At 50.4% G+C, this 20,715-nt stretch carries 20 protein-coding genes; 18 read left to right on the top strand and 2 right to left on the bottom strand.

All coding sequences use genetic code 11. The annotated features are described in order from the left end of the window. Positions 1–18 precede the first annotated feature (18 nt). The 17 genes from ACO05Z_RS01915 to ACO05Z_RS01835 all read left to right on the top strand — a co-directional run bounded on the left by ACO05Z_RS01915 (position 19) and on the right by ACO05Z_RS01835 (position 15,141). On the top strand, positions 19–771 hold the full coding sequence (locus ACO05Z_RS01915) for a lysophospholipid acyltransferase family protein (protein WP_421899957.1): 753 nt from the start codon (positions 19–21) through the stop codon (positions 769–771). A gap of 44 nt (positions 772–815) precedes the next feature. Next, positions 816–1,214: a hypothetical protein gene (locus ACO05Z_RS01910; protein ID WP_421899955.1), complete on the top strand. Its 399-nt coding sequence runs from the start codon at positions 816–818 to the stop codon at positions 1,212–1,214. Between the two features lie 16 nt (positions 1,215–1,230). After that, positions 1,231–2,262: a radical SAM/SPASM domain-containing protein gene (locus ACO05Z_RS01905; RefSeq protein WP_421899953.1), complete on the top strand. Its 1,032-nt coding sequence runs from the start codon at positions 1,231–1,233 to the stop codon at positions 2,260–2,262. Positions 2,263–2,278: 16 nt separating this feature from the next. Next, positions 2,279–2,773, top strand: a complete 495-nt coding sequence (locus ACO05Z_RS01900) for a 3-hydroxylacyl-ACP dehydratase (RefSeq protein WP_421899951.1) — start codon at positions 2,279–2,281, stop codon at positions 2,771–2,773. Next, positions 2,761–3,393, top strand: a complete 633-nt coding sequence (locus tag ACO05Z_RS01895; RefSeq protein WP_421899949.1) for a LolA family protein — start codon at positions 2,761–2,763, stop codon at positions 3,391–3,393. Before ACO05Z_RS01900 ends, ACO05Z_RS01895 begins: the two co-directional genes overlap by 13 nt. 3 nt (positions 3,394–3,396) lie before the next feature. After that, a complete protein-coding gene (locus ACO05Z_RS01890; RefSeq protein WP_421899947.1) occupies positions 3,397–5,784 on the top strand; it encodes an MMPL family transporter in 2,388 nt (795 codons plus the stop codon). Continuing rightward, positions 5,777–6,298 (top strand): hypothetical protein, encoded by a 522-nt coding sequence (locus ACO05Z_RS01885; protein WP_421899945.1) that lies wholly within the window; start codon positions 5,777–5,779, stop codon positions 6,296–6,298. Before ACO05Z_RS01890 ends, ACO05Z_RS01885 begins: the two co-directional genes overlap by 8 nt. A gap of 4 nt (positions 6,299–6,302) precedes the next feature. Further along, the gene (locus tag ACO05Z_RS01880) at positions 6,303–6,689 is read left to right on the top strand and encodes a 3-hydroxyacyl-ACP dehydratase (protein ID WP_421899943.1); all 387 of its coding nucleotides are present in this window, start codon (positions 6,303–6,305) and stop codon (positions 6,687–6,689) included. After that, a complete protein-coding gene (locus ACO05Z_RS01875; protein WP_421899941.1) occupies positions 6,689–7,168 on the top strand; it encodes an acyl-CoA thioesterase in 480 nt (159 codons plus the stop codon). The genes ACO05Z_RS01880 and ACO05Z_RS01875 overlap by 1 nt, the downstream gene beginning before the upstream one ends. A 7-nt stretch (positions 7,169–7,175) precedes the next feature. Beyond that, on the top strand, positions 7,176–8,570 hold the full coding sequence (locus tag ACO05Z_RS01870; protein ID WP_421899939.1) for a lipid biosynthesis B12-binding/radical SAM protein: 1,395 nt from the start codon (positions 7,176–7,178) through the stop codon (positions 8,568–8,570). After that, positions 8,560–9,714, top strand: coding sequence for a DUF2062 domain-containing protein (locus ACO05Z_RS01865; protein ID WP_421899937.1), 1,155 nt, complete (start codon positions 8,560–8,562; stop codon positions 9,712–9,714). The genes ACO05Z_RS01870 and ACO05Z_RS01865 overlap by 11 nt, the downstream gene beginning before the upstream one ends. Before the next feature lie 16 nt (positions 9,715–9,730). Further along, positions 9,731–10,669: an acyltransferase gene (locus ACO05Z_RS01860; protein WP_421899934.1), complete on the top strand. Its 939-nt coding sequence runs from the start codon at positions 9,731–9,733 to the stop codon at positions 10,667–10,669. 23 nt (positions 10,670–10,692) lie between these two features. Beyond that, positions 10,693–10,938, top strand: a complete 246-nt coding sequence (locus ACO05Z_RS01855) for a phosphopantetheine-binding protein (RefSeq protein WP_421899932.1) — start codon at positions 10,693–10,695, stop codon at positions 10,936–10,938. 3 nt (positions 10,939–10,941) lie between these two features. Continuing rightward, a complete protein-coding gene (locus ACO05Z_RS01850; protein WP_421899929.1) occupies positions 10,942–12,132 on the top strand; it encodes a beta-ketoacyl-[acyl-carrier-protein] synthase family protein in 1,191 nt (396 codons plus the stop codon). Beyond that, on the top strand, positions 12,129–13,013 hold the full coding sequence (locus ACO05Z_RS01845) for a beta-ketoacyl synthase chain length factor (protein ID WP_421899927.1): 885 nt from the start codon (positions 12,129–12,131) through the stop codon (positions 13,011–13,013). The genes ACO05Z_RS01850 and ACO05Z_RS01845 overlap by 4 nt, the downstream gene beginning before the upstream one ends. A gap of 3 nt (positions 13,014–13,016) precedes the next feature. After that, on the top strand, positions 13,017–14,177 hold the full coding sequence (locus ACO05Z_RS01840) for an AMP-binding enzyme (protein ID WP_421899924.1): 1,161 nt from the start codon (positions 13,017–13,019) through the stop codon (positions 14,175–14,177). A gap of 100 nt (positions 14,178–14,277) precedes the next feature. Further along, positions 14,278–15,141, top strand: coding sequence for a hypothetical protein (locus ACO05Z_RS01835; RefSeq protein WP_421899922.1), 864 nt, complete (start codon positions 14,278–14,280; stop codon positions 15,139–15,141). 110 nt (positions 15,142–15,251) lie between these two features. On the opposite strand, the gene nifA is transcribed toward ACO05Z_RS01835, so the two are convergent. Beyond that, the gene (gene nifA, locus ACO05Z_RS01830; RefSeq protein WP_421899919.1) at positions 15,252–16,844 is read right to left on the bottom strand and encodes a nif-specific transcriptional activator NifA; all 1,593 of its coding nucleotides are present in this window, start codon (positions 16,842–16,844) and stop codon (positions 15,252–15,254) included. Between the two features lie 209 nt (positions 16,845–17,053). Between nifA and ACO05Z_RS01825 the strand changes: the two genes are divergently transcribed. Next, entirely contained in the window at positions 17,054–18,997 is a 1,944-nt protein-coding gene (locus tag ACO05Z_RS01825) for an aldehyde ferredoxin oxidoreductase family protein (protein WP_421899916.1), read from the top strand. On the opposite strand, the gene ade is transcribed toward ACO05Z_RS01825, so the two are convergent. After that, complete coding sequence (gene ade / locus ACO05Z_RS01820; protein WP_421899912.1) at positions 18,994–20,694, bottom strand: adenine deaminase; 1,701 nt, start codon at positions 20,692–20,694, stop codon at positions 18,994–18,996. The genes ACO05Z_RS01825 and ade overlap by 4 nt on opposite strands. Positions 20,695–20,715: the final 21 nt, after the last annotated feature.

The raw sequence follows: 20,715 nt of genomic DNA, 5'->3' as shown, positions 1-20,715 counted from the left end.
TTCCCGCTTTTGCCCGCCATGTCCAAACTTCTCAAACTTATCTGGATCAACACCGGGATATACCTGAGCATCATCCTCTGGACCCTGACCGGGGTCATCATTTCACCGCTCTGCTACCTGTTCTTTACCTGCATCCTAAAATGGGAAAAACCGGAAACCCTGCGCAAGATGATCTGGTATTACGGCTGGACCAGTTCAAAACTGATGTCACTCTTCGTTGATATCAGCTGGCCGGATCAGCGGGATATACCCACCCCCTGCATCATTGTCGCCAACCATGAATCTTTCTTCGATCCCTACCTTGTTTCATTCCAGCCGGAGCGCAATATATGCATGGCTGTGCGCAATTGGCCTTTTAAGATTCCTTTTTACGGGTTCTACATGAAGCTTGCGGGCTACATTAACGTGGAGACTGACGACCTGGATGAAATAATCAAACAGTCTCAGCATGCCGTGGATCAAAATGCCAGCCTCATGTTCTTTCCGGAAGGAACCCGCAGCAAGGACGGCAACCTGAACCGCTTCCATTCCGGCCCCTTTCACCTTGCAGTCCGGACCGGGTTGCCCATTGTCCCCCTGTGTATTACCGGGACTTATAATATGCTTCCCCGCGGACACATGCTAATCCGTCCGACGAAAGTACACGGCAGAATACTCGATCCCATTTATCCTCATCAATTCCAAAGTACGCAAAGCCCGCATATTGAATTGCGCCGCGCGGTCAAAACAACTATGGTTTCCTGCATTCAGGAAATTAATCAGGAAGCGTAACAGCGTTTTTCACAAATTTAACTTTCAAAACGAGGAAATTACAGATGAAGAATCTCCGTATTGTTGCTTTTGTACTTGTTGCCTGTGCTCTTTTTCTCGGCGGATGCAGAACCGCTCCTATCCAGAACATTGAGTTAGCTCCGATCGCATACAACAGCGAAACACAGCACACTATGAAAGAAGTGAAAAATGCTATTATCAGAGGTGGGTACGATCGTGGCTGGCAAATGAGTGATGTTGCTCCCGGACATCTGGTGGCAACCCTGAACATCCGCTCCCATCAGGCCATTGTGGACATTACCTACACCCCTGAAAATTACAGCATTAATTACAAAGACAGCACCAACCTGAAACACAAGGGCGACATGATCCATAGCAACTACAATGCATGGATTAAAAATCTCGCCAACTCCATTAACCTCGAACTTAGTCGTCTGAACTAAACTGGATTAACGGAAAATGAATTCAAATCGTTGCTGGGGCAGCCCTTTCACCAAGGCTGAAATCGAACATACCCTCAAACACAAGCAACTGCTGACCGCGGAGCTTGAGCTAAGCAGGGTCTGCGACCTGCGCTGCATCTACTGCTACGCCTCATCCGGGGAAAAGCTCAACAACGAGCTTGAATATGACGAGATTCTCAACACAGTAGACCAGTGCCGGGACCTCGGCGCGCGCAAAATAATTATCCTCGGCGGGGGAGAGCCCATGCTCTACCCCCGCATTATGGATGTGATTCGTTATATCCACAGCATCGGACTGGAAATAGAGCTGTTCAGCAACGGGACCAGAATCAGCCCGGAAATAGCTGCTGAACTGTACGCGCTTAAAGTGCAGCCAGTCATCAAGTTCAACAGCCTTGATCCAAAAATTCAGGACCTACTGGCCGGCAAGAAGGGTGGACACAAAGCCATCCGCCAAGGTTTAAACAACCTGCTTGAAACCGGCTACGCCAATGGCGATATTCCCATGGGCGCCCAGACCATCATCTGCCGCCAGAATTACGAAGAAATCCCGGAAATGTGGCGTTGGCTGCGCACCCGCCAGATCATTCCCTATTTCGAAACCATTACCGATCAGGGTCGGGCCAAAGACCATGTGGAACTGGCACTCAGCCCGGAAAAAATCGGGAATTTATTCGACGAACTTTCAGGCATTGACCGCGAAGAATTCGGCATAGAATGGGAACCGAAGCCCCCGGTTGCAGCATTTTCATGCAAACGGCATTTCTATTCCTGCACCATTACCACCACCGGAGACGTTATTCCCTGTCCGGGAGTGGACATTACTGCCGGAAACATCCGTTTAGACACACTGGAAAATATCATTTCGCAGAGCGATGTATTCAACAATCTACGCAACATCCGCCAGACCATCACCGGACCGTGCAAGACATGTGATTTAAGCACCGAGTGCTACGGCTGCCGGGGCATGGCCCATCATCTGAACGGCGATTATCTTTCATCCGACCCGCTCTGCTGGCGCAATTAATTTCGGAGTTATTTAAATGAATCTTCCCATGCAGGCTGAAAAACTGCTGCCCCACCGTGGACAGATGTTGCTCATCGACAGTGTACTTACTGTTGGAGAAGGTGCAGGAACTGCTCTGGCAGACCTTTCCACTCAATCCATTACACTTGCCCCGGACGGCAGTGTCCTGGACCCATTTTACATTGAACTGGTAGCTCAAGCATATGCAGCCGTATGCGGTTACCGGCTAAAATCCCTCGGTCAGCCTGTGCCTGAAGGGTACCTTGTGGGAGTACAAAAATTCCAGATAGTGCCCCAAAGCACTGCAAAATTTACCAGCAACGAACTGCTTATAAGTGTACAAACCGTAGGGGATTTTGACGGATTTGCCGTAGTAGAAGGAACAGTCAGCCGCGAAGGGCAAATCCTTGCCGAAGGCAGAATCAAACTATTTGTCCCGCAGGATGAATCCATGGCTGAACTGCTAACACAGGCAAAATCCGGGGAGTATACAGTCTCATGGCAGTTATAAGAAAAGCAATTCTGCTCGCTTTTCTGCTGCTGATGATCTCAGCAGGGCGTGCTTTCGCAGACAAACAGGCCGATTTTCTGAAAGATCTGCAAACCAGTTCGCTATCCATCAATACCATCAGCAGTGAATTTACCCAGCAAAGCCACATCGCACTTTTTGCTGATGTCATGGAATCCAAAGGAAAATTCTGCTTTACACGCCCTGACAACCTGCGCTGGGAATACACTGAGCCGTTTGTGTCCGGCTTTCTGATCAAAGGACAGCAAGGTTTGAAATGGGACGGAGCCACCAAAGAATCAACTTCGTTTGACACCGAAACGTCCCCGGAAATGGCAATTATCTCCGAACAAATTCTGGCATGGACAACCATGAATATTCCGTGGCTGCAATCCCTTTATTTCATCAAAGTGACTAATTATGCCCCGGCTGTGATGGAATTGACCCCGAAATCAAGCAAGACAAAGCAATTTTTAAGTCTGATCCGTATCTTTTTTGCACCCGAAGCAACCCACCTTAAATCCATTGAACTACATGAACCGGGTGGAGATTACACAAAAATTATCTTTGACAACGTACTCTTAAATCAAAAACTGGCGCAGGAAACTTTCCTGAAAAAGTAAAAAATGTCCTCCCACAAATTGTATAATAGCGCAGCAGCAAACAGGAAAACTCAAATTATAAGTGCGCTGATACTGATTGTTTTTCTGCTTATCTGTTCCATTCCGCTGTTCTCTGTATCTTACAGCGAAGACATTTCCTCCATGCTGCCCAGCGGCAAGAACGGAGAAATCAGCCGCGACTTTACCCTGCTCCAGAAGGCACCATTTACCGGAAAAGTACTCATTTCCATTTCCAGCAACACTCTTAGCGAGCAAAAACTTAGTGAATTCGCAGTAAGTATGGCCCGCAGGATGAATACGCCTTTGCTTTCTGTGGAAAACAAATCTGTTGATCCACAAGCAGTCATCAACTTCCTGCTTCAACAAGCCCCGAATCTGACTACACAAAACGATCTGGTAAAACTGCAAGAAATCACCACAGACGAATCCATCAAACAAAATCTGGTCGAGACAAAGAAGCTGCTTATTTCACCTGCAGGGATAGGAATGCGCGAAATTCTTGCGACTGACCCGCTGAATTTACGCTCCATTTATCTGCATAAAATCAGATCATTTCAGAACCTGCCCCGCATAAAAGTAAGCGGAGGCCAATATTTTATTGCAGGAAAAAACGCACTGCTCATCATTGCCGGAACAAACGTTCCCATGACTGATTCCAAAAACGGACTCAAACTTCTGGAACGGTTTAAGGAAATCAAGCAAACCGCCTTAATAGAAAATAAGCTCACAGAAAGTGATCTTTCCATAAAGGTACTGAGCGGACATAGATACACAACAGCTAACAGTTCAGTAATTAAACGGGACATTTTAGCGGTCTCAAGCATCTCCCTATGTGCGCTGGGCCTGCTCTTTTTTCTGGCCTTCCGCCACAAAGGCGCTCTGGCAATATTTCTGGCACCGGGCGTAGCCATAACGGCCGGACTGGGAGCCTGCTCCTTTGTTTATAAGGATATGTCGGCCATTGTTATCGGTTTCGGGGCAGTACTCATGGGTATTTCCATCGACTTTGCGGTGCATACTTATTTTGCACTGGCCGAAAAATCGCAGGCCCAAGCCACTGCCCTGCGCAAAGTCAGCAAACCTGTTCTTTTCGGGGCCGCAACTTCCTGCGTTTCCTTCATCGCTCTCTATATTTCCGGAATTCCGGGCATCCGCCAGCTTTCCATTTTCTCTGTGGCCGGAATAATTGCGGCCTGTGCTTTTGCCCTGCTTTTTGTACCCCGGTTCTGCAATTCCTTTCCTAATTCAGGAGCACCCCAGCCTGTATTTCAATTGAAAGTAAGCAAAAAGATCATACTTTGGGCTGCCTTCATTATCCTTACAGGGTCACTTTTCTCTGCCTTTAACAATAGTTTTGACACTGAACTGAAAAGACTTGGCTATATTTCAGAAGAACTGGTTCATACTGAAAAATATTTTCATGACAAGTGGGGGCAAATGCGCGCCCACTCCATGCTCTTTGCTCAAGGGAAAAACATGGATGAAGCCCTGCATAAAAATGAAAAAGCCTGGTCTGACATTGAACAAAACCTCAATGGGATCAAAGCGGTAGGTATTGCTCCCCTGCTTCCAGCACCCCAAACAGTACATAAAAACAACGGACGCTGGAACAATTTCTGGAATGAGAACAAAGCAGAAACGGAACATGAACTTACAATTCAAGCAGGACAAATGGGCTTTGCTGCAAAAGCATTTGCCCCGGCAATTGAACGTATCGAGGCATCCGCACCGGAACTCAACACTGAGATATTCCGCTCCGGACCGCTGGCTCCGCTTGCCAAAATGTTTCTTCCGGTCAGTGAAAACAATAAGGCAAAGCTGGTAATGACCCTGCTTCCGGATAGCGAACTGATCAATTCCTACTATTCTCCGCAGAAAGAAAAAGAACTTGGCGCACGTCTTGTTTCCCAATCCCGGTTCAAATCAAATTTAGAACAGGAGATGGAGCGGGACATCATCAAATTCATCAGCTGTTCCGGAATTCTGGTGGCAGTGCTCATTTTCACTCTCTTCCGTAACCTGCGCCGGGCAACTCTGGCTCTCTTTCCGGCAATTTTCGGGGTAGCGGTGACCTTCGGTTTACTGGGGCTTTTGCAAATTCCACTCAATATTTTCCATATCGTGGCCTTACCCCTTGTCATCGGACTTGGGGCCGATTACGGAATCTTCATGGTTTTTCAGGAAATAAGAACTCCCTCACCATGGACTGTTAAAGCAGTCAAAATTTCGGGCCTGACTACACTGGCGGGCTTCGGGGTACTGGTCTTTGCCAAGCACCCATCACTGCACTCATTGGGAGCCACGGTTTCCATCGGGATCACAGCAGCCCTCTGCTGCGCTATTTTTGTGCTCCCGCAACTGTTGCAACTAAGAGAAGATAAGCATGCGTAAACTCAGAATCCTGCTGCCTCTGCTGGCCCTCATAATGATAGCCGGATGTTCCTCGCGTAGCATAGTCGAACCAGTTAAGCCCTCAGCTTCATCCTCTTATCTGCTGCAACATTCCGGGGTGCTTTCCATTGCAGGCAAGCGGATGCCCTTGCGCGGTATGCTGCTACTCAAACCGGAACAGAAAACCGCACGGGTGGTCATGCTGAACGACATGGGCATGAAACTGCTGGTAGCTGAAATCACTGCCGACAATAAGGGGCGCTTTGAATCGAAAAAAATTTTCGCATCACCTTTCCTGCGCATGATTCCTCCTTTTTATGATGAGTCCATGCGCTGCATTTATGAGCTGTACCTCGCCCCACAAAACACCGATTTAAAGGAAACGAAAATCATCACTGAGGGCAAAAAGAGAATCGGCAACCGTGAATTTGCCGCCCATACTATTATCACCGATCCGCAAGGCAACTACACCCTCGAACTTTTCCTCGATTCCGGATCGCAAAAGGATTCTTAAACACATGGATTTAAAAGAACATATTTCAAACAGCTGTAATGATCTTGAGAAAACAGAATCAGGATACAGCCGTTCATATATTTTTAAGAACTCATTCCCCGGATTTGACGGACACTTCCCCGGTAATCCCATCCTGCCCGGAGTCATCCAGACCCTGATCGGACAAGAGTCATCCATGGAGGCCCTTACGTGTGAATATCCATCTGAAAAACTGGCCCTGCAGTCGGTAACCCGCTGTAAATTCCTGCGTCCGGTCAAGCCCATGGAAAAACTTGATCTCAAATTTTCCCTTAAAACAAAGGGGCTTAACCACATTTCCATCTGCTCACTCACAGTAGCCGGAGAAATAGCAGCAACCTACCAGCTCATCTTCGGCCCGGAGGCAATATAATGGCCCGCAAATCATATTTTCCTAAAATCGAAGGCGCACCGGAACCGCTGCGCCATATTGTGGAGCGCAAGGTCCGTTTTGAAGAAGTGGACCCCATGAATATTGTCTGGCATGGACGCTACCCCAGTTATTTTGAGGATGGCCGCACAGCTCTTGGTGACATGTACGGGGTCGGATATCTGGATTTCTACCGTTACAAAGTAGCCGCGCCGATCAAAAAAATGCAGGTTGATTACATCAAACCGCTCCGTTTCGGCGAGACTTTCAGCATTGAAACCCTGCTCCACTGGACCGAGGCAGCACGCATGAATTACGAATTCATTATCCGCGATGCTGCAGGAGAAAAAGCCACCACAGGATGCACAGTTCAACTCTTTGTTCAAGACGATGAACTCATGATGTTCCAGCCGGATTTCTTTGCCGAGCTCTGCGAGAAATGGAAGAACGGCACTTTAGTCCCCCTGAACAGCCCTATTTAAACGCACCATGTCCACTGTTTTCCTTGTTTCAGCAAACACCAACGTAGAACCGTACCCGGTCTACCCCATCGGCATGTCGGTCATAGCCGGAGCCCTGCATAATGCAGGGCACAAGGTCATCCAGTACGATATGCTTGCGACGGGTAATTCCCTTGATCACCTGCGCTGTGCACTTACTGAGGCAGCCCCTGATTATGCCGGGATATCCATTCGCAATGTGGATAACGTGGATTCTTTCACCTCCCATACCAACAAATACATTCACAAAGCCAAACGCATTGTGGATGTGCTCAAAGAATCTGAAGTCCCGGTCATTGCCGGGGGCGCTGGATTCTCACTGCTGCCGGAAGAAATTCTTGGATTCACCGGTGCGGACTACGGTATTATTGGTGAAGGAGAGCGCAAGATGGTCGAACTCATTGCGCGGCTGGAACAGGGCGAAGAAACAAAACAAATTTACGGCAAGGAAAAAGGAATACCCGGAAAAGAAATCCTAGTTCCGCGCTGGGAACCGCAGCTGCTGCGTTACTATCTTGACCAGAGCGGAGTCATTAACGTGCAGACCAAACGCGGCTGTGAACACTGCTGCGCCTACTGCACCTATCCTCACCTTGAAGGACACAAGATGCGGGTTCGCCCGGTAGATGAGGTGGCTGACGAACTTGAAATGCTCTGCAAATGCGGGGCAGACAACATCTTCTTTACCGACTCCGTACTCAATGACCGCGGCGGCCATTACCTGCAACTGGCCGAAGAAATCATACGCCGGAAAATCAAGATCAGCTGGTGCGGATTTTTCCAGCCCGGTCCCATTGAAAATGACGAACTGGCCCTGCTTAAACGTTCCGGGTTGCAAGCCATGGAAGTGGGTACAGACGCCACCAGTGACGCAACTCTCAAAGGGTTGCACAAGAGCTTCACTTTTGACGAGGTTATGGAATTCAATGATAAATGTGTGGCGCAAAGGATTCCCTGCGCCCACTTCGTAATTTTTGGCGGCCCCGACGAAACCATGGAGACCGTCCGTGAAGGGATTGCGAACATGAATTCCCTGAACAACTGTGTGGTCTTTCCCTTTTCCGGTATCCGGCTGCATGAAGGAACGCCGCTCTTTACAAGAGCGGTTAAAGAAGGTTTAATCCGCGGCAACCAGTCGCTGCTTGAACCTTTCTACTACTTCTCCCCCCAACTTGATAAAGATGAAATGAACGCTGCCCTGACCGAAGGATTCAAAAAACGCAGGGATCGACTATTCCCTCCCGACGAAGGCCAGCAACGCATTAACATTATGAAAAAATTTGGATTCCGGGGAATTCTCTGGGACCAGTTGATAAAATTCGATGACCAGCCCGGAAATAAAATACCTTCTCAATCACTCAGAGATTCCGCTCATGCAAGTTAAACCGCTGATCGTTATCCCGGTCTATAACCACGGTGAAACTTTGCGCGATGTGGCCAGACGGGCCATGAACTACGGCGAAGTACTCATTATCGATGACGGCAGCACTGACAGTGGTTCAGATAAAGTCCGCGACCTTGATCTCACCGTAGTCAATCATGATGAAAACCTCGGCAAGGGGCAGGCCATCATCACTGCTGCAGAAAAGGCACGCGAGCTAGGCAAGACCCACGTCATCACCATCGATGCTGACGGCCAGCACTTCCCTGAAGACCTCCCGGTTTTTCTGGATGCAATCGAGCAAAACCCGGATACAATCTTCGTGGGCAGCAGGAATTTCGAAGACCAGAACGTACCAGGTTCTTCAAAGTTCGGACGAAGTTTTTCCAATTTCTGGCTGCGGGTGCAGACCGGAATAAAACTCAGCGACGTACAGAGCGGCTTCCGGGCCTATCCGCTGGAAATTTTCGACGTGGTTAAGACGTCAGAGACCCGCTACGCTTTTGAGGTGGAGATTCTGGTTAAATCAGCATGGGCTGGATACGAACTTAAAGACCTGCCCATTGAAGTGCATTATCCCAACCCTGAGGAACGGGTCTCCCACTTCGACACTATCAAAGATAATGTGCGCATTTCACTCTTGAATACCCGGCTGACCATGCGTGCTTTCGTGCCTGTGCCCCACCGTCAGTATGACAAGGACGAGAATGGGAAAATCAGCCCCATCCACCCCATGCGCTCACTGCGCATCCTGCTTTCCAAGGACGAAACTCCGCTGAATCTGGCTGTTGCAGGAGCCATCGGTATGCTTCTCGGTACACTGCCGCTCATAGCCATGCATTCCATCGCCATTATCCTTTTCTGCGGATTTTTCCGACTGAGTAAGATCACCGGGCTGGCTGTGAGCCAGCTGTGCATTCCGCCGCTGGTCCCGGCCCTGTGTATTGAAGTCGGGCACTACATGCGTCACAACCAGTTCCTGACCGAGATGTCCTTACAGACACTGGGCTACGAGGCTCTGGATCGTTTCTATGAATGGGTGCTGGGTTCACTGGTGCTGGGGCCGTCATTTGCAGCGATTATAGGAATTACGATCTACATTATGGCGTTTACCATTAAACGGTTTTTAGATATGAAACCGCAGTAGTTCGGGGATGGGCATTATGAAGCGCAATAGGAAGTGGTCCAGCAGAAGTCTGGCCCCCGCTTTTCTACATAATATCTTTTATGGACTGATCCGGCTTCTGGGCAGGCCCGGAGCATACTGCCTGCTCTTTTTCGTAGTCTGTTTCTATACCCTGCTCCCCGGAGTAAGCAAAAGACCGGCTGAATATATCCAGCGCAGATTCGGAGCGCAAAGCAGTCTAAGCAGGGTGCGCCATACCTTCCTGCTTTACTGGAATTTCGGAAAAATGCTGGTCGACCGCGCTGTACTGCGCATTCTGGGTGATTTCAAAGCCGTCGGCTCTGACGCAGATAAAGGCTGCTTGCAGGAGCTTTACGCAAAGCACAAGCGGCTGATCCTGCTCACCGGACATGTGGGCTGCTGGCAGATGGGCTTCTCATACCTCGGTTTTCTAAATGCCCCCAAAGCGGTAGTCATGCTCATGGAGCATGGCAACGTGGACAAACATTCCTTTAAATGGAAAATGTCCGGCGGTGCAGGCCAAGACAGGAAAAATAAAGTCGAGGAAGTTACTGTCATCAACCCGGCGGCAGAGCTGGGGGGCACTATCGAAATGCTCACTGCCCTGCGTAAAAACTCCGTGCTCTGCATTAACGGAGACCGGACCATGGGGGAAAGCAGGCATAATGTGCGGGTGGACTTTCTGAGGGGAAAAATTGAACTGCCGATCACCCCGTTCAAGATTGCAGCGACAACAGAGACGCCTGTGGCTATAGTTTTTTCCAACCGCAGCAAAGCCGGGGAAGGGATTTTCCGGGTGGCGGAAGTTCTCCACGTACCCGCAGATATCGGCAAAGGGGAAGTGCGCGGAGCTGAAGCATTTATTCCCTTTGCACAGAAATTTTCCGCTGAACTGGAAAGGTATTGTCAGGAAAACCCTTACCAGTTCTACAATTTTTATAACATGTGGGATTAACAAATCTTTACAAAGAGGCAAAATTGCATACTAAACTGAAAGAGCTGCTTATTGAAGAGCTGAACCTTGTCGACGTAACCGTGGACGAGATTGAAGACGACGCGCCCCTGTTCGGGGAAGGACTGGGCCTTGATTCCCTTGATGCAGTGGAAATCGTGGTTCTGGTCCAGAAGAATTTCAATGTAGAAATCAAAAACATGGAAGAAGGCAAGACAGCCTTCCAGTCCGTGAACAGCCTTGTGGATTTCATCAAGGAAAGACAGGATTAATTAATGGACCGTCCCGTCAGCATCTGCGCCAGTGGCTGCATCTGTGCAGCCGGAAAGGATACCCGAGCATGTTTTGAAACCATGCTTAACCGGGAAGTCCAACCTACTTTTGCGTCCGGTTTTTCCTATGACCAGCCCATGCACTCCCCTGTGTTTGCGGTTCCGCAGGAATGGTTAAAAAAGGAGAAACAGACTCCCCCACTGACGGAAACCATGCAACTGCTTTTCCCGGCTGTGGATGAAGCTCTGGCCCAAGCCGCACTTACTCCGCAAAAACTGTCCGGCCTGAAAGTAGGTTCCTGCATCGGCTCATCCACAGGAGCCTCGCTCAATTTTAAATCTTTTTATCAGCAATGGCGGGAAGGCAAAGAAGCAGACCTTGAAGTCATCGAAAGCTACCTCAACTGCAACCCGGCAGCAGCTCTGGCGGAAAGATACAGTTTGAACGGCCCGGTACAAACAGTGACCAATGCCTGTTCTTCCGGAACTGATGCCATCGGAATCGCAGCTTCATGGATCAGACAGGGGTTATGTGATCTGGTCATTGCCGGAGGTGCGGACGCACTGAGCGGAATTTCCTACACCGGATTTTCCCGGCTGATGATCACCAGTCCGGAAAAATGCCGCCCCTTTGACAAGGACAGGCAAGGCTTGAACCTCGGGGAAGGCGCGGCAGTACTCGTCCTTGCCAGTGAAAAAGCAATGCAGGAACTGGGACTCACTTCCATGGCTGAAGTCATGGGCTACGGAACCTGTTGCGACGCCCACCATCTGACAGCACCGCATCCCGAAGGAACCGGGTTGAAACAAGCCATTAATGACGCCCTTGAGCGCAGCGGAATCAGTACCGACGAAATCGGATTCATCAACGTGCACGGCACCGGGACCGAGAACAACGACCGCATTGAGGGGCAGACCATCAGCGAACTTTTTCCCGCAACCCCGTTCACCGGGACCAAGGGTTTTACCGGGCACACCTTGGGGGCTGCCGGAGCTATTGAAGCGGTTATGACGGTCATATCCCTGCAAAAGGGGATGCTCGTGCCTACCAGCGGATTCCACGAAGCCGCTGCTGACTCAGCAGCAATCCCGGTCACCGAGCGGACAGAAGTTGCAGCTGAATACGCTCTCAGCGATTCTCTGGCCTTTGGCGGCAACAACTCCGCCCTTGTTTTCAAAAAGGGAGCCGCATGATCCGCCTTGCATTACATGGAATCGGGACAGTACTGGCTGATGGTGCCGACACAGTCGATACTTCCGATCTCAATTCATATTTCGCGCCCCGCCGTTTGCGCAGGGTAGACCACTTTACCCGCATGACCATGCTCGCCGGATGCCGCGCCCTGCATGACGCAGCCGGAACTATGCAGCAGGACCAGAAAACACCGCTGCCACTGCCCGAAGACATGGGCATTGTTATCAGCACCGGATACGGTCCTTCACAGACCATCTTTGAATTCTTGGATTCCATCATCGACCATGGTGCGGGCTGTGCTTCACCGCTGGCTTTCTCCCATTCAGTGCATAACATCCCTGCGGCGACCATGTCCCTTTTTCTGAACAATCCCAAGCCCTATACCACTCTCTGCCAACTGCACGGACCTTTGCTGGCCGGACTCCAGACCGCCGGATGCTGGCTGAACGAAGGAAGAGTCCGAAAAGTGCTTCTTGGTCTGGTGGATGAAAAAACCGCCCTGCTGGAAAATAACACCCGCCGTCTGCTGGAGAAGAAAGGTGTTGCGGGCGACCAGATTCCGGTTGGAGAAGGAGCCTGCTTCTTCCTGCTCGGCCCGGCAGACAGAGCAGAAGACGCAAAATACGGCACATTGGAATTCGAAACCCTTTCCGCCCAAGAATTGCAAGAAACCGAATTACCCGGACAAACATATGCTCCGGCCCGCTCACTGCGCCGACTGGAAAAGCTAGGCATAACCGCCACTGCCACACAGCAGACAGACATGGTCTGCGCTGCCGGACCGGAGCTTACGGCAGCAGTCAAGAACGCTGGAACCAGCTGCTGTATTGAACAGGCCGGAAATAATTTCGGGCTTATTTCCATAAGACCGCAGGATTAATTCATGACTGCCACGCTGTTGCTTACTGCGCAGGATATCAGGGAGGTAATATCCTCTACCCTTCTGGCTGAAATGGATTACAGCCAGAAGCTGATTCATTGTCAGGGACAATCCCTAGCCACTGATTTTATTCCCTCCGCTAAGATATTTCAGGATCAGGAGACGATTCTCGAGCGGATAGGCCAGCAGTTGGTCATAGATCCAGCATTACTGAAAGAAAAAAATATCGCCCAAATGGCGGAGCTTATCTTTGAGCAAACTGAAGGAAGACCGCAGCAACTAACTTTTTTTACCTCCGGCAGTACCGGAACCCCCGTACCTGCGAAATCAAATTTCGCGGACCTTGAACAGGAAATCCACTCTCTTTCCCGAATTTTCGCCGACCGCACACGGATAGTCAGCTTTGTTCCCCGTCATCATATTTACGGATTTCTCTTCTCCATACTATTGCCCAAAGCACTGCGTATAACTGTTGAATACAGGGCAGCACTGCCCGCAGCCGAACAGATTAAAACCATGCTCCCGGGCGACCTGATCATCGCCTTCCCCCTGCTCTGGAAAAAACTGGAAAAGCTGAATTGCCGCTTCCCGGAAAATATCTACGGGGTGACCTCCACCGGCCCCTGCCCAGCGGAAACCATCAGCAGCCTGCAAGCACAGGGACTGGCCCGTATGACAGAAATCTACGGTTCATCAGAGACCGGAGGGGTGGGCTTTCGCCATAGCCCAACCGACATGTACACCCTGCTTGGACACTGGGAACAGACCGAAAATTCCACCATTGAAAGAACCTCGGTAGACGGGACCAAACAAATTCATACCCTGCAGGACAATCTACAATGGCAGGGAACACAATTTAAACCGCTAAAACGGGCAGACAAAGCAGTTCAGGTCGGGGGAATCAATGTTTACCCCGCACGAGTGGAAGATATTTTAAAGAGAAACAAGCAGGTCCGGGAATGCACAGTACGGCTGATGCGTCCAGAAGAAGGGGAAAGATTAAAAGCCTTTATCGTTCCCGCTGGAGGAGTCGATCTCGCTGCACTTGAAAAGAAATTACGGTCACTTGCTACTGCTGAACTTTCCCGCCATGAAAAACCCGGGAAATACTATTTCGGACCATCACTTCCGGTTTCGGAAATGGGTAAATTAAGTGACTGGTAGCTTCCTCTAATAAGCACTTACCCACATTTCTTACCGCTCCTTCTAGCAATCTTTCAGAAAAACGATTACGTTTTTAATAAACATAATCCGGAGCGAAAAGATGAATACTATAAATAAAACAATACCTCTTTTTTTCCTGCTTACCCTTTTCACCACTTCCCTTGCCCATGCCGATGAAGTAGCCAAAGGGGTCAACTGCCCTCCCGGCTGGAGTGATAACCGGGTTGCCCGTGGAGACAACCGGGTCAAGCAATGCATATCGCCCTCCCTAGATTCCAGCATTGAACTCTACATTACCCCCGGAAAGAAACTTCCCTTGGATAATCTGCTGGACAACTGGATCACTGCCTTGAAACAGCAGGGATTCCCGCTGCAAAAACTGGTTTCCAAAAAGAAAGGACATGTCTCAGGTGCCCCTGCAATTTTCCGCGAATATGAAGGTAAAGCAGACGGAGTGACCTATGAATCACTGCTTGCTGCCAGCCGGCATAACGGGGTCAATTACATCTTGCAGGGCCGCTATCCCGATACAGACCGCGAAGCCGAACGGCTGGTCAGGCACTCTCTGAATACTTGGAATTTTTCCGAAGACACCAACAAAGAAGATACCCCCTATGATGCTCCTAAGAATGCCGGAACCAGCGGCAGTTTCAAAAATATCGGCGGTTGCTGGGCTTGGGGCCTCTGGAAAGCACCATCCGGAGCATCAGTAGTCATCCTCCCGGACGGACGGGCCATCTTTGACGGCCAGACTCTGAAACATTGGCGTCCCACTGATGAGGAAGACACCATCATCATGGAAATCCCCGGCAAATGGGGTGGCGGAAGTGCCATGTGGACCCATCCTGAAGGGCGCCACGATGTGGTCATTCAGGAGGAATTCCCCGAAGCAAGGCAGATCCTCTTCCGCGATTCATGGGAGTACAGCTACAAAGGCAAAGCATTTAAAGCCTGCCACCACTAAAAATATCTCAATCGGCTCAACCTAAAAAAGGCTTTTCCGCCCTATGCGGAAAAGCCTTTTTTACATAGCCGTGATCCCAATGATCACGACACTAGCCAGTCAGGAAATATTTAACCCTTTTTCATGCGCCGTAAACGGGCCCGCCCTTCGGCAATCATGGACTCAAGACCATACCGCTTAACCCGGTAGCCCATCTGACGGGCGGAAAGACCGAGGGTTTCAGCTGCCTTATACTGAATCCAGCCGCTGCGTTCCAAAGCGGCAACCACTTCATTACGCTCCACTTCCTTGAGCGAAGTACAATGCGGCAGTTCATCATTAGGCGCAGGAGTGCTTGCACCTGAAGAACTGCCAGGCGCTCCGCGTTGACCCGGTGCGAGATAGGATTTTAAAAATTCAAGGGTGATGTATTCAGAATCGGACATGATCACCAACCGCTCCAGCAGATTCTGCATCTCACGCACATTACCCGGCCAGTCATAAAGCATAAGCGAATCAAGGGCCGCCGGAGTAAAAAACATCTTGCGCCCGTAATCCTCGGCCATTTTCTGAATGAAATAATTAAGCAGCCCGGTAATGTCCTCTTTGCGGTCCCGCAACGGAGGAACGGTGATGGGAAAGATGTTCAAGCGGTAATAAAGATCAAGACGGAATTCATTGCGCTCCACCAATACACCCAAATCACGGTTGGTAGCGGCGAGGATACGCACATCGATATTACGGGTCTTATTCGACCCGATCCGTTCCAATTCTTTCTCCTGCAGAACGCGTAAGAGTTTAGCCTGCAGATTCATGGGGAATTCACCGATTTCATCAAGAAAAATTGTTCCGCCGTCGGCCTCTTCAAAACGTCCGGGACGGGTGGAAGCAGCTCCGGTGAAAGATCCTTTCTCATGCCCGAATAATTCCGACTCAAGCAGGTTCTCCGGGATGGAAGCACAGTTAACCTTAATAAATGGATGGCTGCTGCGATCGGAAAGCTCGTGGATAATCTTAGCCATAAGGGTTTTGCCGACTCCGGATTCACCAAGCAGTAAAACAGTGGCCTTGGTAGGAGCAACCTTTTCCAATTGCCGCTGGACCTCGACCATGGCCGAACTCTGACCGACGATGTAAAGCCCCTTGGTCTTTTTAGAAATCTGATATTTCAGCGAGGTATTCTCGCGCTTGAGGGCTGCCTCACGCTCAAGGATCTTCTCATTTAGACTGATGAACTGACCGATGAGGGTGGCCACGATTTTTAGGAAATCAATATCCTCTTCCGCTGCCACATGATCGCCGAAGATACGGTCCACATTGAGTACGCCGATGGGCTCACTGTGCAGGATGATCGGCACCCCGATGAATCCCGTTTTAGCTCGCTCGATCTTACGGGCCCCGGTTTTATCAAGAAAAAGAGGCTCCTTGCTGATGTCAGGAACGTAATAAGGTTCCCCTGTCTGGAAAATACGCCCGGTAACGCCTTCATCAAGACGGTAGACCCCGCGCTGCTTTTCCTCAATGGACAAACCATAGGAGGCATTGATTGAAAGCTGTTTTGTTTCCGGGTCGTAGAGGGTCACTGTCGCCCGCTTCATGCTCAGGTTCTCCGAAAGGATACTGAGCACACCGTCAAGGGCGGACTCTAGATCAAGCGCCTGCTCGATGGCCTGACAAATAGCCAACAGCGCGGAAAGCTTAAGACCATGCAGTGAAGGATACATATTTGCAGTTAAGCAAAGTAGATGCCATTACTCACAAAGAAGACTTATCCTTTATTTTCAAGCCATTACAAAACAGACATTTTTGAAGCCATTCACATTTATGTAAATTATCAGCGCCCAATGAACATTAATGGAAAAGTTGCCACCCATTCTTCAGCCATGATATATATTCAATAGTGGAAACCAGTTCCTGTAAAAGAGGAGGGCTTATGCACGGTTGGGCAGGATGGATTTTACGGGTTGATCTGGGAAATAAAAAAATCAACAGAACACCTCTCGATCCCCATATTGCTCGGAAATTCATCGGCGGAAGGGGCTTGAATTCACTGACCTTGTTCAATGAAGTCGCCCCCCATATCGACCCCCTTTCACCTGAAAATGTCTATTGTTTCGGCGCAGGGCCACTTTCCGGCACTCCGCTGGGACTGACCAGCAGAGTGGAAGTAAGCACCCTTTCCCCATATTCCGGCATTCTTGGCGACGGTAATGCCGGGGGAGCATTGGCCTTTATGATGAAACGGGCCGGACTGGACCAGATCATCATCAACGGACAGGCCGACACACCCTGCTACCTGCTGGTGGAAGACGAAAAGGCAGAACTGCTTGATGCAAAGGAACTCTGGGGACTCTCAGTCTGGGAAACCACTGATAAACTGCAGGAAAAGCACGGCAGATCAGCCAGCGTGGCCTGCATCGGCCAAGCCGGAGAAAATCTAGTCCGGGTGGCGACCACCATGGTGGATAAATACGCTTCTGCCGCCCGAGGTTCAGGGGCAGTACTCGGTTCCAAAAGACTCAAAGCAGTTGTGGTCAAAGGCAGCGGACGAGTATCACTGGCTGATGCTGGCAGATTTAAAACGCTTGCAGCCGAAGACAGGAAATTCTTCAAGGAATCCGATTTCCAGCGCGAAGTTGTGGGACAATACGGAACACATATCGGAATGATGATGTGGGAACCGGGCTTCCGCAATTACGAAAAATACTGGCAGGGCGACGATGTACCGGACAACTTGCGCCCAGAAGCATGGAAAGAATTCGCCCTCGGCAGACATGGTTGTCACGGCTGTCATGTACGCTGCAAGGATTACTACCGCATCCCTTCCGGTTCGCGATCCGGTGAAACAGGTAAGGCTATGGAATATGAATGCATCTTCTGCCTCGGCACCAATTGCGGGATCACCGATCCGGTGGCAATCATGGAAATGGAAAATATCTGCGATGCCTACGGCATGGATGTGCTGGCCCTCGGCAATACCGTGGCTATGCTGAAAGATTTATATAGCCGGGGCATGATTGACGAAAAATTAAGCGACGGGCTGGACCTCAGCTGGGAAAACCACGCCGACCAGATAGAATTATTGCACCGCACAGCCATGCGCCAAGGGCTGGGTAATCTTGTTGCCGAAGGCATGTACACCCTTGCCAAACGGCTGGGCGGTCAGGCTATGGATTATTGCTACCATGTTAAGGGTTTATCCCGTGGGCCCTACCCCAGCGGAGTTTTTTCACTGGCCCACGCCACCTCCACCCGTGGGGCCGACCACCTGCGCGGACGCTCATGGGCCTTCAGCCAGCCGGACCCGGATATGTTTCCCATCTTAAAAAAACAGGGCTTGCTGATTGAAAATGCAGATGACGATCCGGCCCCGGCTGTCATTATCGGCGAACGCATGACCACCCTGACCGACTGCATCGGACGCTGTAAGGGCGCAGTCAACAATTGGATCAGTGCCATGCCGCTGGTCTGGAAAAAGCCTATATTTGAAGGATTGGCAGAATTACTCAGCGCCGCTACCGGAGTCGAATACACAGCGGAAAAACTGGAACAGGCGGCTGACCGTGTTTATGCACTGGAACATGCTTTCAACATCCGTCAGGGAACCTCCCGCAAGGATGACCGCATGCCCCAGAAGCCGGAAATCCGTGATACGGAAGAAGGCAGGGCTGACCTGTGCACACATGAGAAGCATTTGGACCGTTACTACGAGCTGCGTGGCTACGACCAACAGGGACACCCCACCCCGAAACGACTTCAAGAGCTGGATCTGGAATTTGTAACCCAAAGCCTGACAAAAAATCCGGCCCGCACAGAATGGGACGGCCCGCCCATGTGGAAACTGGGAAATTATCCCCAAGGCGGAAAGCGTTGTTAATCGGTCCACAAACCAGTGAAACCAAATGTATCAACATCCACTAATCCCCGGTCTGTAAGTTTCAGGCTGGGGATTACCGGGAGGGCCAGAAATGATATGAGCATAAAGGGATTGTAGGAACAGCCGAGCTCTCCGGTGGCCCGGTCCAGTTCACGCACCCCGTCAGACACTTCAGCAAGCCCTTTATCGCTCATCAGTCCTGCCACAGGCAAAGGCAAAGTCGCCAAAACACAGCCATCACGCACAACTGCAAATCCACCGCCCATACGCACAACTTCCCGCGCAGCCAACACCATGTCCGCATCATTCATCCCGGCAACAATCAGGTTATGGGAATCATGGGCCACTGTTCCGGCAATGGCCCCTTGGCTAAGCCACAGCCCACGCACAAACCCTGTTGCGTGACTACCTGTGGCCCGGTGCCGTTCAATGACCGTAAGCTTGCAGACATCACGCGCGGGATCGGCAACAGGCACGCCATTTTCCAGCAACGGTTCCATGACCAGATTTTCAGTCAGCAATTGACCATGGGAAGTGCCGATAACCCGGATTTTTCCACTGCCCTTTTCCGGTGCAAACATAGATTCATCAATCTCAGTCCCCACATGCATGGAGTTGCGCACAGGCAATCCATTACCGGATTCAAAAACATGCTCTTCCAAAAGCAGACCATTCAAAAATACTTCATGGATGTTAAAATCCTTAAGATCATCTACCAGAAAACAATTGGCCCGAAAGCCCGGACCGATGGCTCCGTAGCCGTTCAAGCCGAAGTAACGGGCTGGATTGATGGAAACCATCTGCACCGCCCTGAGCGGGTCCATGCCCAAAGCCACAGCCCGACGCAAGCCGTAATCAAGGTGTCCATTTTCACGCAGGTCCAACACATTGCGGTCATCGGTAACTATGGAAATGTTCTGAGAGTTGAAATCGTTGACCACGCCGAGCAGGTCTTCCATGTTCCGCTCAAGGGAACCTTCACGCATCATCAGGTGCATACCTGCTCGCAACTTCTCCATTGCTTCGGAAAGATTGGAACATTCGTGGTCGCTGCGCGGTCCGGCAAGCACATAGCCGTTCAAATCCATGCCCGAAAGAAGCGGTGCGTGACCGTCAATCACCTTATCTGTGGCGGCTTTCAACTTGGAGAGAACTCCCTCATCCCCGGCAAGGACTCCGGGAAAATTCATCATCTCGGCCAACCCAAGAATCCGGTCAGGATAAAGGCGCAGGAAGTGCTCTACGTCAACAGAACTGAGCCTTGCCCCGGAATCTTCCAGTGCAGTAGCCGGAACACAGGAGGGAAACATGAAAAAAATAGAAACAGGCAAATTGTGGGAACTCCTGAGCATATACTCCACTCCCACCCGGCCTAAGACATTAGCTATTTCATGAGGATCGCAAACCACAGCAGCCGTACCGTGCTCAGCCACAGCCTGAGCGAAACCGGGCGGAGTCAGCAAGGTGGATTCAATATGAATATGCCCTTCCACCAGCCCCGGAAGCAGGAAACGTCCCCCGGCATCATACTCGCGTTTCCCCTCATAAACACCGAAGCCCAAGAAGATGCCATCAGCAATACCGACATCCGCCTGATGGATTTCCCCACTTAGCACATTAACCACCCGGCAGTTACGGATAACCAGATCAACAGTTCCCGAACCACGGGCTAGATCAATCATACGGGCCAGCTGCATAACCCCTCCGGCGTTTAAATA

The sequence above is a fragment of the Maridesulfovibrio sp. genome (assembly GCF_965230075.1).
GTDB lineage: Bacteria > Desulfobacterota > Desulfovibrionia > Desulfovibrionales > Desulfovibrionaceae > Maridesulfovibrio.
This window is presented reverse-complemented; position numbering and strand designations above follow the sequence as displayed.